This window comes from Nocardia sp. NPDC004718 (genome assembly GCF_053601535.1).
On record NZ_JBSGCA010000016.1, the window covers coordinates 37023 to 49288 of the forward strand.

Sequence of the window (12266 nt, forward strand, 5' to 3'; positions counted from 1 at the left end):
CCGCTCAGAGCAGTCGCGAGAGGAACGCCTTCGTGCGCTCGTGCTGGGGATCGGCCAGCAGTTGCCTGGGCGGCCCCGCCTCCACGACCACGCCGCCGTCCATGAACGCCAGCTGGTCGGCGACCTCGCGGGCGAATCCCATCTCATGGGTCACCACGACCATCGTCATGCCCGAGCGGGCCAGTTCCCGCATGACCGTGAGGACCTCACCGACCAGCTCCGGATCCAGCGCCGAGGTCGGCTCGTCGAACAGCATGAGCTTGGGGTCCATGGCCAGGGCACGGGCGATCGCCACGCGCTGCTGCTGCCCGCCGGACAGCTGCGCCGGGTAGGCGTTCGCCTTGTCCGCCAGCCCGACCCGGTCCAGCAGCTCACGCGCCCTGGTCACCGCCTCCGCTTTGCGCACCTTCTTGACCTGGGTGGGCGCCTCGATGATGTTGTCCAGCGCGGTCCGGTGCGGGAACAGATTGAAATGCTGGAACACCATGCCGATCTCGCGGCGCTGCTTGGCCGCATCGCGCGGGTGCATCTCGTAGAGCCTGTCGTTCTTCTCCCGGTAGCCCACGATCTCGCCGTCGACGTAGAGCCTGCCCGCGTTCACCTGCTCCAGGTGATTGATGCAGCGCAGGAAGGTGGACTTACCCGAGCCGGACGGCCCGATCAGGCACAGCACTTCGCCGCGGCCCACCTCGAGGGAGACGCCCTTGAGCACCTGCAGTGCGCCGAAGTTCTTGCAGACCCGGTCCGCCAGGACCATCGGAGGGGCCGTGGTCTTCTCGACCTGCACGCTCATTTGGCCTTCTCCCCCTGCTGGGCGTCGGCGAGCTCCTGCAGCTGCTTGGTGGTCAGCGTGCGGGAGACGCCGCGCGAGTAGTAGCGCTCCAAGTAGTACTGCCCGACCATGAGCACACTCGTGATCGCCAGATACCAGGTGGCGGCGACCAACAGCAGTGGGATGGGCTGGAAGTTCACGCCGTAGATGTCGCGCGCCCGGCCGAACAGATCGGTGCTCAGCGGGATGCCGGTGACCAGCGAGGTGGTCTTCAGCATGCCGATGAGCTCGTTGCCGGTCGGCGGGATGATCACGCGCATGGCCTGCGGCAGCACCGTGCGGCGCATGGTCTGGCCCCAGGACATGCCGAGCGCGAACGACGCTTCCCGCTGCCCTTCACCGACGGAATTGATCCCGGCCCGCACGATCTCGGCCATGTACGCCGCTTCGTTGAGCCCGAGGCCGATGACGGCGAAGGCGAACGCGGCCTGCAGTTGCTGCACGTCGAGGTGGAAGAACTCCGGCCCGAACGGAACGCCGAGCTGGATCCGGCTGTACAGCGAGGGGACCAGCCCCCAGAACACCAGCTGCACGAACACCGGGGTGCCGCGGAAGATCCAGAGGTACACCCATGCCGAGCTGCGCAATACCGGGTTCGGCGACAGCCGCATCACGGCCAGCACCGTTCCGAGCACGACCGCGATCGCCATCGCGCACACGGTGAGTTCCAGCGTGACGATCGCGCCCGCGGTGATCCTGGTGTCGAACAGGTACTTCCCATAGGTATCCCAGCGATACGCCGGGTTCGTCGCGGCGCCGTAGACGAACAACCCCACCAGGACGAGGATGACCGCCGCCGCTATCCAGCGCCCCGGCCTGCGCAGCGGAACCGCTTTGATCGGCTCCGGCACCCGCGTCGAATCCGCTCCGCCGGGCCCGGGATCGCCGGGCGCCGGCCGAGTGTCGTTGTCCGTCATCGATCAGCTCACGGCGCCGTTGACGACGGACTTGGTGATCGCGCCTTCCTGCACGCCCCAGTTCTTCGTGATCTCGGCGTATTTGCCCGTGTCGATCAGGTGCTGGACCGCCTTCTGCAGCACGGCGGCCAGCGGCGCGCCCTTGGGCACCGCCCAGCCGTAGGGCGCGGAGTCGAACACCGGCCCCGCGTTCTCGATCTTGCCGCCGCTCTGCTTGATCGCGTACGCCGTCACCGGCGAATCGGCCGACATGGCGTCGACCTGACCGAGCACCAGCGCGTTGGTCGCGGCGCTCTGCTCGTCGAACGACTTGATATCGATGGCGGGCTTGCCCGCGGCGACGCACTTGGCGCTCTTGGCGGGCACCTCGTCGGTGTGCTCCACGGTGGTGGCCTGCACGGCGACCTTCTTGCCGCAGGCGTTCTCCGGATCGACCGGCTTGCCCTTCTGCTGGGCCCACTGGATGCCCGCGTTGAAGTAGGTGGTGAAGTCGACCTGCTGCTCACGTTCCTTGGAGTCGGTGATCGACGACATGCCCACGTCGTAGGTGCCCGCCTGGATCGACGGGATGATCTTCTCGAAGGCCGACTCGAGGTACTCGGCCTTGACGCCGAGCACGGAGGCGATCGCGTCCATCAGGTCGACGTCGAAGCCGACGATCCGGCCACTGGCGTCCTTGTACTCGTTCGGCTGGTAGGGGATGTTCACCCCGACGACGAGCCGGCCGGATTGCTTGATCTTGTCGGGGAGTTGTGCGGCGATCTCGTCGACCTTGTCCACCTGCACCTTGGCCACCGAGGGTCCGGTGTCCTCGGTGTTGGTGGTACATCCGGTCAGTACAAGTGCGCCCGCGGCGAGCGCGCCCGTGGCGGCTCGCAGGGCGCGCCTGCCGAGAAACGAACGATCAGACACAGCAGCCCTCCACATTTTGGCTCCACGCTACCCGGGCGTCATCACCCGTTTGGCAATTTAAGCGACCGGGCCGCTCCGCGCTGGACAGTAATGCAACAGCAACACGATCTGCTCGCGCACCCCGGGCCGGGGCGCCGGCGGGGAGACCCTACTCCGCCGGATGCCGCGCCGCGGATCGGATGAACGACGTCGGCTCGGGCTCGGCGTCGGCCCGGTTCCGCCGCCGTAGGCCGCGGCTCTTCCCACGCGAGCTGTCCGGGGCGTGGCGGTGGACACGGCGCTCACAATTCCGCGCACGCGGTCCATCGGACACCGGCTCCATTCGCGCGACGACGCAGTTGCGGCACCGGCGCCGAATTCCCCGGCAATCTTGACGACGCCTCCGCCAGCGCCGATGATTATTTGCCGGTCTTTTCGGGCCGGACGAGTTTCCCCGGATCGACGGATGAACCGAACGACTGTCCGGACACTCGAAAATCGATGTGCCCTCGAATATTCGAGCGACACGGCGGCGGTGAGACGTTCCTCTTTCGGACGCTTCGCACCGACGCCCGAGCACCGATGCGGGTTGGCCTACCGAACAAAGAGATATACGACAGGCAGAGCCCGGTAAGCGCACAGAGAAAGGTTTGTTTTCCGGCCGCCGGGCCGTCCGACGGCCCGATCCAGGACATGGTGAGCCGCGGATTTCGAATACGCCGCGGGCTCGTCAGAGGAGGTTCACATCATGGATTCGTTCTGGGACTACGTGTGGTACACGATCCTCGTATTCGCTTTCGTGGCATACCTGATCGTGCTGTTCCAGATTCTGGTCGATCTGTTCCGGGATCACTCCGTCTCGGGCATCGCAAAAGCCGTGTGGGTGATCGCCCTGGTGGTGTTCCCTTACCTCGCGGCATTGGTCTACCTCGTCGTCCGGGGCCGGGGCATGGCCCTGCGCGCCCAACATGCCCAGGCAGAAGCGAAACAAGCCACCGACCAGTACATCCGGGAGGTCGCGGGCAGGTCTCCCGCGGAGAGCATCGCCGACGCCAAAGCCCTCCTCGACTCCGGCGCGATCACCGTGGCCGAATTCGAGCAGCTCAAGGCCCAGGCACTGGCGGGACAGCAGCCCGGTACGGCGCCGCAAGCGGGCGCAGCGCCGACGCCGCAACCGAGCGGGGCGCCCACCCGGCCGGTGGGTCGGTGAGCGACGCCGGTCCCGCGCTCAAGAAGCGAGGATTCGGGCCTTCTCGGCCTCGAATTCGGCTTCCGTGAGTACGCCCTGAGCCTTGAGTTCGGCGAGTTCCTTCAACGCGGTGATCCGGTCCATGCCCGCACCGCCGTCATTCGGCGGTGCGGGCGCGGGCTGCGGCGCGGCAGGTTGCGGCGCATACTGCTGTTGAGCGTACGGGTCGTACTGTGCCTGTTCCTGCGCCGCCCAGCGCTCTCCCTGACGTCGTGAGACCCGATTGGAGACGGCGGTCGCGGTGCCCGCGACGACGGCGGTGCGGGCGACACCGCGAAGCAAACCCGGCATGACGGTCTCCTATCGACTCTGTGCCTCGAGGGCATCCAACGACGACAAAAGGCTCTGCACCGGGATACGCCCGGAGGCCACGAGCTGAGCGCCGTTGCGGCGCAACGCGGACGCGAAAGGCGCCGCCCACCTGTTCTCGTAGACCAGGATCGCGGCCGAGCATCCCGGTTCGAGCGCCGCCCCGGCTTCCCTGCGGTCGGCTTCGTCGAGCAGGCCCGAGCCTGCCTCCGCGAACAGGGTGATGTCGAAGTCCCCTTCGAGTCCCATGTCGGCGATGTCGATTCCGGTGAGGGAACCGTCGGTGTCCTTGCGGACGAACGCCAGATCGAGGACCCGGACGATGCCGCGCTCGACGAGGTCGGCCAGCATGGGCAGCGCCGAACCGTCCGGGGGTCGGTCCGGCGGAAATTCGATAACGAGATAGTCAATGGGGCCTATCGCGTCGATATCGGTATCGGTCACCGGAAGCCTCTTTTCCGTTGCGAAATGACGAAATCCGTTCGAATCGGGCCCGGGCGCCGATCGGCCTCTCGCGGGTCTGCCGGAATACGCACCGGCATCCCGGATCCGAGAAATGACAACTCCGAACTCGGCTGCCATCCCGATGCTAATCTCAGTCATAGCGTACGCCGCTGACCGCCCCCCGGTCGCGAAACCTTCAGCCCGGCCCGGACCCTCAGGTTCGAAGCCCGCCCCGACATGGCGTGCATGCGCACATCCCATGCCGATACGAATTCGTCGCGAAAGGGAACCGCAAATGTCGCAACACACGCCTGTGGGCCAGGAAAACCACCGCGTCCGGCAAGGCATCGCCGCAGGCACATCGATCGCGGCCGCGATCATACTGACCACCGTCGGATTCCTTCAGCTGTTCCAAGGAATCTCGGCGGTGGCCGAGGACGAGTTGTTCGTCCAGGGCCAGCAGTACACCTTCGAATTCGACTTCACTGCCTGGGGATGGATTCACGTCGTGCTCGGCGTGGTGATGATCGTCGTCGGCATCGCGTTGATGACCGGCGCGACCTGGGCGCGGGTGTCGGCGATCGTCATCGCGGCGCTGTCGATCATTGCCAACTTCCTGTGGCTGCCGTACTACCCGGCTTGGTCCATCCTGATCATCGCGCTGGACGTGGTGGTGATCTGGGCCGTCACGACGTGGAACCCGGAGACCACGTTCCAGGGGCCGGGTTCCGCCGCAGGCCCCGGAGCGCCGCCCTCCGGCTCGGCGACGGCCTGAGCAGCGCCGCTGCCGGTCGCGTCACGCAGCCCGAATCCGTTCCTGGAGTGAGGAACCCATGGATTCCAACGCGAGGGACAATGCACCCGAAAGTCGGCTGAGCGCCGACGAACGAGCTGAGCTCGAGCGCCTTCGCGCCGAGGTCGCCGCGCTGCGGACGGAGGTGCGCGGTGCGCCGCCGCGGGTGTCGCGGCCACCGCGGCATGCGTGGCGGTGGACCGCGGTGGCGGTCTTGTCGGTGCTGGTCGCGGTCCTGGCGATCACCACGGTGCTGGCGCGGTTCGTGCGCGGCGAGATCCTCGACACCGACCGGTACCTGAGCACGGTGGCGCCGCTGGGGTCGGATCCGGCGCTGCAGACGGAGGTGGCCGACACGGTCACCGACGAGATCTTCGCTCGCGTCGACATTCAGGGCCTGACCGCGGATGCCCTGGCCGCGCTGACCGACGCGGTTCCGGCGACCGCGAACCGGCCTCGGGTGGACCGGGCGGTCGAGGGTCTGGCGCCGGTGATCACGCAGCAGGCCCGCGGCTTCGTCAACGACACCGTGCTGTCGTTCGTGCACAGCGACCAGTTCGAGGATCTGTGGGTGCAAGCCAACCGCGCCGCCCACACCTCGTTGGTGGGGGTGCTGACCGGCCACGTCGGCCCGCAGTCGGTGACCGTCGACGAGAACGGCACGGTGAGCCTCTCGCTGCGGACCGTGATCGAGAACGTCAAGGCGCGGCTGATCGATCGCGGCTTCACGTTCGCCGAGAAGATCCCCGCGGTCGACAAACAGTTCGTGTTGTTCCGGTCGCCGGAACTGGTACGGGCGCAACGGGCGGTCGACAATCTCGACAAAGCTTCGGCAGTGCTGCCGTGGGTGACGATCGCGGCCGCTGTGGCCGCGATCGCCGCGGCACCCGTCGGCCGTCGCCGCCGCGCCCTGGCCTTCGTGGGGCTCGCGCTTGCCGTGGGCATGCTGATCCTGGCGATCGCGCTGATGATCGCGCGCGCGATGTATCTGGACAGAATGCCGCCCGATGTGCTGTCCCCGGACGCGGCCACCGTCCTCATCGACACGGTGCTGGTTCCGCTGCGGACCGCGCTGCGCGGGGTCGCCGTGCTCGGTCTCGTGATCGCGGTGGGCGCTTACCTCACCGGAGGCTCGGCCTCGGCCACCGTGGTGCGCCGCGATTTCGGGCGTGCCATGGACGCGGTACAGCGACTGCGGCGATCGCGTCCACCGAACCCCGTGGAGACCTGGGCTTTCCGGGCGCGCACCGCGCTGCGCTGCGCGATCATCGGCATCGCCGCGCTGTTGCTGGTGTTCTGGCGCTATCCCACCGGTCTCGTGGTGGTGTGGATCGTCCTGGGTGCGCTGCTGGCGCTGCTCCTGCTGGAGCTGTTGATTCGCCCCGCTCGGGCCTGGCAGCAACCGGCCGAGCCCGAGCCGAAGGACGGGGCCCCGGCCGGGACCGGTACGTGATGGCGGGAGCCGAGCGCCGCTCGGCGCAGCCGCCGATGGCTCGGCAGTGGTGGGCCAGGGCGGCATTCGCCGCCGTGATCGCCGCGGCCGTGCTGCCACTCGCGGTGGCCGGGCTGCTCGGCCTGCTCACCTTGCTGGTCGCCGCGACGGGCGGTGTCGCGGTCGGCGTCGCCGGAATCTACTGGTCCTTGGTCAACCGTGGCGCGCTGCGGGTCGCTTCGGCGGCTCTGGCGATCCTGGCGCCGGTCGCGGTGGTGCTTCTCTTCGTCCGGGAGCGTCAGCTGTGGGTGGCGCTGGTCTCCGGCGCCCTGGTAGCGGTGGCCGTGGCGTGCGCACGGCGGGCATTGCGGAACGATCCCGGGGAGTCGCGACTGCCCGAGTTCCCCGCCGCCCCGGCACAACACCCGTTCCTGGTGATGAATCCCCGCTCCGGCGGGGGCAAGGTGGTCGAGTTCGACTTGCCACGTAAGGCCAGGGAACTCGGTGCCGAAGTGGCGCTGCTGTCCGGGTCGCATCCGATCGATGTCGCCGCGCTGGCCCGGCGAGCGGTTCAGCGGGGCGCCGACCTCCTCGGCGTGGCGGGCGGCGACGGAACGCAGGCCTCGGTCGCGGCGGTCGCCGCGGAACACCGGCTTCCGTTCGTGGTGATCGGCGCCGGTACGCGAAACCATTTCGCGCGGGATCTCGGACTGGATACGAAGAATCCGGCCGCGGGCTTGGATGCGCTGCGCGACGGTGTCGAGATCCTGGTCGACCTCGGCACCGTCAACGGGCGCACGTTCGTCAACAACGCCTCCTTCGGCGTCTACGCGGAGGTGGTGCGGAGTCCGCAGTATCGCAACGACAAGACAGGGACCGTGTTGCGCCTGCTGCCCGACTTGCTCGGACGTGGCTCCGACATCGGGTTGCGAGCGCGCATCGGCAACGTGTCCGTGGACGGGCCCCAGGCGGTCCTGGTCAGCAACGGCCCCTACGCCACCGGCGATCTCGCGGGCCTCGGCCGCCGCGCCCGCTTGGACGCGGGCCTGCTCGGCGTCGTGACGGTCACGGTGGCGAGCACGCGCCAAGCGGTGGGCCTGCTGCGGCGGGCGCACGATCGCGGCCTGGCGCGGTTCACCGCCACCGAGGTGGTCGTCGACGCGGACCGGGCCGAGATCCCGGTCGGTGTGGACGGCGAATCCCTCCGCCTCGAAACGCCGGTGCGCTGCGCGATCTCGCCCGGCGCTCTGCGGGTGCGGGTGCCGCGGACGCGGCCGGGCACGCGGGTGCCGCCACCGACGCTGAACTGGGCGCGGTTGCGAGAACTGGCCGGGCCGCGCGAATTTCGCTGACCGCTACCTGCGATGCACCCTGGCGCACACCTGCTCGGTGAATTCGCTGGTGGATGCCAGTCCGCCGAGGTCGGCGGTGGCGATGCCCGCCTCGAAGGTCGCGGCGACGGCGCGTTCGATCCGCTCGCCCGCCCGCGCCAGGGGCGTCTCGGCGTCCCGGGTCGCCAGCCAGCGCAAGAGCATCGCCGCCGACAGTTGCAGCGCCACCGGGTTCGCCCGGTTGTGCCCGGCCAGCGAAGGGGCCGCGCCGTGCACCGCCTGCGCCATGGCCGTGGTGGCCGAACAGTTGAGCGACGCGGCCAGCCCGAGCGATCCGCTCAACTCACCGGCCAGGTCGGACAGGATGTCGCCGAACAGGTTCTCGGTGACCAGGACGTCGTAGTCGGAGGCGGCGCGGACCAGGTGCGCGGCCGCCGCGTCGACGTGTTCCTCGTCGACCTCGATTCCCGGGTAATCCTGGCCGACCGCACGGCAGACGTCGCGGAACAGGCCCATGGTCAGGGGCAGGACATTGGCCTTGTGCACGATCGTCACCCGTTTGCGCCGGGTCGCGGCCAGCCGGAACGCCTGATGCGCGATCCGCTCGCAGGCGGCCCGGGTCACCAGTCCGACCGACATCGCGATGTCCGGCGTCGGCCGGAATTCCCCCGACCCGGCGAACATGTTGCGGTCGGCATAGAACCCCTCGCTGTTCTCCCGCACGATCACCAGGTCGATATCCGGCGCCGCCGCGTGCACACCCGCGAAGGCCCGGGCGGGACGGATGTTGGCGTAGAGGTCGAAATGCTTGCGGATCGCCCCGCCCGGCGCGACGCGATGTTCGGCCGGATAGGACGCGTTGTCGTGCGGGCCGAGAATCCACGCGTCCACAGCGGCCAGCTGCTCGAGCGTCTGCTCGGGCAGCGGAGTGCCGAACTCGGCGATGGCCTGGTGTCCCATGGCCAGCGGCACCCACTCGACCGGGGCGGCGCCCGCCGCGGACAGCGCCTCGTCGACGACCTGCCTGGCGGATCGCACCACCTCGGGGCCGATGCCGTCGCCGTCGATCAGGCCGAGTCGCAGTGCCCGGTGCCCCCGGGGTCGCTTCACGTCGTTCACCGGGACATCCTCCCGCCGGCGCGCCCGGCCGCCGGAACCGGCCCGCGGACACGCCGGTGGCGGCTACCTTCGGGAGACCATGGTGCAGTCGGTCGAACTACTCCTCGACGAGGCCGCCGACACGGAGATCCGCCGCCAGTGGCAACTGCTGACGGAAGCAGGCGTGCCGAGCCTCGCCGCGCGCACCGACGAGTCCAACCGCCCGCACATCACCGCCGGGGTGGCCAGGCAGATCTGGCCGCGCATCGAGCAGGCGCTGGACGAGCAGGCCTTCACGCCGATCCCCGTGCGGCTCGGCGGGCTGGTGGTCTTCGGCGCCCGCCGCCCCATCCTGGTGCGGATGGTGGTCCCGTCCGAGGCGCTGCTCGCCCTGCACCGCCGGATCTTCCACACGATCTCCCCGTGTCCCGGCGTTCCGGCCAACCTGCATCCGGACGCGTGGACCCCGCACATCACCCTCGCCAGGCGGGTGCCCCCGCACCAGCTCGGCGAGGCCATCCACGCCGTCGCGCGGGACCGGGATTTCCCCGCGACAGTGCTGGGTATCCGTCGATGGGACGGGGATCAGCGGCGCGAATGGCCGGTCGGCCGGATCCGTCGTGGAAGATAACCGAGGCAGCCCGCGTTGTAGCAGGCACACCGAAACGAGAGGACGTCATGGCCACCCAGACGCTGACCCAGCACAATTTCGATGAGGTAGTCACCGGAAACGACGTGGTACTCGTCGATTTCTGGGCCGATTGGTGCGGCCCGTGCAAGAGTTTCGCACCGACTTTCGAGGCCTCCTCCACCAAGCACCCCGATGTGGTGCACGGAAAGGTCGACACCGAATCCGAGCAGGGCCTCGCGGCGGCTGCCAACATCCGCTCCATCCCGACCATCATGGCTTTCCGGGAGGGCGTGCTGGTGTTCGCGCAGCCCGGCGCGCTGCCACCCGCGGCGCTCGAGGATCTGGTGACCCAGGTCAAGGCGCTGGACATGGACGAGGTGCGCAAGCAGCTCGCCGAGCAGCAGAAGGCCGAACAGTAGTTCGCGTGGCGCTGTGCGGCACTGCGCCACAACGGAATTCACCCGGGCCCGGGGACGGACGTGAAAGCGGCAGTCCGTGTCCGGGCCTGTCGCACGTCAGGGGCCGGGTGCGGACCCCGGGGCGGCAGGCCGCCGCCCCGAGGTCGAATGACCCGATGTCAGGACGCGCCGAGCAGGTTGACGCCCGCGATCATGGCGCGGACCGTCGACTCGGCGCCGTCGTCCGCGATCGCCGCGCCCCAGCCGCGCCTGCCGTCGCATTCGCACTGCACGAAGGTGGCGGTGCCCTCGGCGGTGCGCCGCTGGTGGAATTGCAGGATCTCGACGGGGTAGCCCTCCTCGTAGAGGGCCGAGGTCATCGCCGCGACGGGGCTGCCGGTGGCCACGACGGTCCGCAGGTGCCCGGCGAACTCCAGCGTGGCGGTGAACTCCGCGGTCCTGGCGCCCGCGGGCGACCACTCGCCGAGCCGGATCGGACCGCCGTGCGCGCAGTAACGGCTGTGAAACTCCGCCGAGGTCAGCCCCGTGGCTTCGGCCCGTAGGCCCTTGGGCGCGGCGGCCTGGAACATGTCTGTATCAAGAGTCAGGATGGTCATTGAAAGTAGGTCTTCCCGAAGAATGTCGTGGCTCAGTTGACAGAGGGGACCAGCACTAACAAGTGGAAATGCCCGCAGCGAGGGGGCCGGCCCGAATCAGACCCCGCTACGGCGGGCTACTACGAGGACTCGGGGAAGCGACGCCACCATCGCGGTGAGCGGAAGTAGCTCGGCGCGATCCTCGGACACGAAGGCGGTAGCCTGCGTTGCCACGGAGGGCCCGATGAGCGACGCCGAAAGCACAGCGCTGTCGCGGTCTGCGACAAGGAGCGCTGCGTTGCGGCGGTCGGCGGGATTCGGCACGGCATCGAGGATAGGGACATCGCGGCGCAATAGCAACCACATTCGATGCCCGAATTGTCTACCGGCGAGTATCAAACGTGCAGTTCAGGGCGGTGCGGTCAGGGCAAGGGTAGCGTCGGTGACATGGGTCTCCTCGTGGCGATGACCATTCCGGGTCTGGCCGTCCTGCTCATCCTGTTCGCCTTCGCCGAAGTCGCCTGGAACGAACTCACCGGCGGCCGCGCGCTGCCCTGGACTCGCAATCGGTCGGGGCTTCCGGTCGCGGCGGCGGGGTTCGAAGAGGTCACGGCGGCTTTCCAAGGCGGCAAGCACCACGAGTTCGAGCAGCGGATGACGACTCGGATGCATCGGGAGGACGCATCCGACGGCGCGCCACCCCGCGACGAGGTGGATCTCTGCGCCGGATCGGCGCGCCTGATCGTGCGGCAGCTCTCGTGAATACGCTACGACGCAGTGAGATCCGGGTGACTTCACCCGGATCTCACTGGCGCAGTGTGAAATTCGTCCCTATCGGGGCAGAACCTCGTTCAGTTTTCCGGTGGCGACGTCGAAGACGAAGCCGCGGATGGAGTCCTTGTGCGGCACGAACGGGCTGGCGACGATGCGCGCGATCGATTGGCGCACATCGGTTTCCAGGTCCGAGAAAGCCTCCGGCGACCACTCGGGCTTGATGCCGGTCTCCTCCTGGATGCTCGCCTTGAAGTCATCGTCGGTGAAGGTGAGCATGCCGCAGTCGGTGTGGTGGATCAGGATGATCTCCCTGGTCCCCAGCAGCCGCTGGCTGATGGCCAGCGAGCGGATCTCGTCGGCTGTGACGACGCCGCCCGCGTTGCGGATGACGTGCGCCTCGCCCTCGGCGAGGCCGAGCGCGCCGTAGACATTGAGCCGGGCGTCCATACACGCGACCACGGCCACGCCCTTCGCGGGCGGCAGCGGCAGCGGGCCTTGGAAGGTGCTTGCGTACGCCGCGTTGTTCTCCAGGTACTCATCGGTGACAGTCATGGGCCATCCCCTGCGCTCG

General features: G+C 68.6%; 15 protein-coding genes. 7 read left to right on the plus strand and 8 right to left on the minus strand.

Features of this window, described 5'->3' with window-relative positions:
- Positions 1 to 4: 4 nt before the first annotated feature.
- From ACWEH3_RS14650 to ACWEH3_RS14660, 3 genes are read right to left on the minus strand one after another with little or no spacing between them, the layout of a single operon-like run.
- Positions 5 to 757, minus strand: a complete 753-nt coding sequence (locus ACWEH3_RS14650; protein WP_450016297.1) for an amino acid ABC transporter ATP-binding protein — start codon at positions 755 to 757, stop codon at positions 5 to 7.
- 32 nt (positions 758 to 789) lie between these two features.
- Positions 790 to 1749: an amino acid ABC transporter permease gene (locus ACWEH3_RS14655; protein ID WP_450016234.1), complete on the minus strand. Its 960-nt coding sequence runs from the start codon at positions 1747 to 1749 to the stop codon at positions 790 to 792.
- Positions 1750 to 1752: 3 nt separating this feature from the next.
- Positions 1753 to 2676, minus strand: coding sequence for an ABC transporter substrate-binding protein (locus ACWEH3_RS14660; protein WP_364430393.1), 924 nt, complete (start codon positions 2674 to 2676; stop codon positions 1753 to 1755).
- A gap of 712 nt (positions 2677 to 3388) precedes the next feature.
- Here ACWEH3_RS14660 and ACWEH3_RS14665 point away from each other — a divergent pair.
- Complete coding sequence (locus ACWEH3_RS14665) at positions 3389 to 3850, plus strand: SHOCT domain-containing protein (RefSeq protein ID WP_450016232.1); 462 nt, start codon at positions 3389 to 3391, stop codon at positions 3848 to 3850.
- Between the two features lie 18 nt (positions 3851 to 3868).
- Here ACWEH3_RS14665 and ACWEH3_RS14670 read toward each other — a convergent pair whose 3' ends face one another.
- Together ACWEH3_RS14670 and ACWEH3_RS14675 are read right to left on the minus strand one after the other, a co-directional pair.
- Positions 3869 to 4180, minus strand: coding sequence for an SHOCT domain-containing protein (locus tag ACWEH3_RS14670; protein ID WP_450016230.1), 312 nt, complete (start codon positions 4178 to 4180; stop codon positions 3869 to 3871).
- A gap of 9 nt (positions 4181 to 4189) precedes the next feature.
- Positions 4190 to 4642, minus strand: coding sequence for a DUF6325 family protein (locus tag ACWEH3_RS14675; RefSeq protein ID WP_364430402.1), 453 nt, complete (start codon positions 4640 to 4642; stop codon positions 4190 to 4192).
- Between the two features lie 295 nt (positions 4643 to 4937).
- Between ACWEH3_RS14675 and ACWEH3_RS14680 the strand changes: the two genes are divergently transcribed.
- The 3 genes from ACWEH3_RS14680 to ACWEH3_RS14690 are packed head-to-tail and all read left to right on the plus strand — an operon-like array spanning position 4938 to position 8219.
- The gene (locus tag ACWEH3_RS14680; RefSeq protein ID WP_450016228.1) at positions 4938 to 5417 is read left to right on the plus strand and encodes a DUF7144 family membrane protein; all 480 of its coding nucleotides are present in this window, start codon (positions 4938 to 4940) and stop codon (positions 5415 to 5417) included.
- Positions 5418 to 5475: 58 nt separating this feature from the next.
- On the plus strand, positions 5476 to 6888 hold the full coding sequence (locus tag ACWEH3_RS14685; RefSeq protein ID WP_450016226.1) for a hypothetical protein: 1413 nt from the start codon (positions 5476 to 5478) through the stop codon (positions 6886 to 6888).
- Entirely contained in the window at positions 6888 to 8219 is a 1332-nt protein-coding gene (locus ACWEH3_RS14690; protein ID WP_450016224.1) for a diacylglycerol/lipid kinase family protein, read from the plus strand. The genes ACWEH3_RS14685 and ACWEH3_RS14690 overlap by 1 nt, the downstream gene beginning before the upstream one ends.
- Before the next feature lie 3 nt (positions 8220 to 8222).
- Here ACWEH3_RS14690 and ACWEH3_RS14695 read toward each other — a convergent pair whose 3' ends face one another.
- Complete coding sequence (locus ACWEH3_RS14695; protein ID WP_450016222.1) at positions 8223 to 9317, minus strand: isocitrate/isopropylmalate dehydrogenase family protein; 1095 nt, start codon at positions 9315 to 9317, stop codon at positions 8223 to 8225.
- Between the two features lie 79 nt (positions 9318 to 9396).
- Here ACWEH3_RS14695 and ACWEH3_RS14700 point away from each other — a divergent pair, with 79 nt between their 5' ends.
- Together ACWEH3_RS14700 and trxA are read left to right on the plus strand one after the other, a co-directional pair.
- On the plus strand, positions 9397 to 9927 hold the full coding sequence (locus tag ACWEH3_RS14700; RefSeq protein WP_450016220.1) for a 2'-5' RNA ligase family protein: 531 nt from the start codon (positions 9397 to 9399) through the stop codon (positions 9925 to 9927).
- A gap of 47 nt (positions 9928 to 9974) precedes the next feature.
- Positions 9975 to 10346 carry a thioredoxin gene (gene trxA / locus ACWEH3_RS14705; protein ID WP_355078241.1) on the plus strand — a complete coding sequence of 124 codons (372 nt, stop codon included), beginning with the start codon at positions 9975 to 9977 and terminating at the stop codon, positions 10344 to 10346.
- A 158-nt stretch (positions 10347 to 10504) separates the two neighbouring features.
- Here trxA and ACWEH3_RS14710 read toward each other — a convergent pair whose 3' ends face one another.
- The gene (locus ACWEH3_RS14710; protein WP_450016217.1) at positions 10505 to 10942 is read right to left on the minus strand and encodes a 2-keto-3-deoxygluconate kinase; all 438 of its coding nucleotides are present in this window, start codon (positions 10940 to 10942) and stop codon (positions 10505 to 10507) included.
- Positions 10943 to 11368: 426 nt separating this feature from the next.
- Here ACWEH3_RS14710 and ACWEH3_RS14715 point away from each other — a divergent pair, with 426 nt between their 5' ends.
- Positions 11369 to 11683 (plus strand): DUF6191 domain-containing protein, encoded by a 315-nt coding sequence (locus ACWEH3_RS14715; RefSeq protein WP_450016215.1) that lies wholly within the window; start codon positions 11369 to 11371, stop codon positions 11681 to 11683.
- Between the two features lie 69 nt (positions 11684 to 11752).
- Here ACWEH3_RS14715 and ACWEH3_RS14720 read toward each other — a convergent pair whose 3' ends face one another.
- The gene (locus ACWEH3_RS14720; RefSeq protein ID WP_450016213.1) at positions 11753 to 12247 is read right to left on the minus strand and encodes a beta-class carbonic anhydrase; all 495 of its coding nucleotides are present in this window, start codon (positions 12245 to 12247) and stop codon (positions 11753 to 11755) included.
- Between the last annotated feature and the right edge of the window lie 19 nt (positions 12248 to 12266).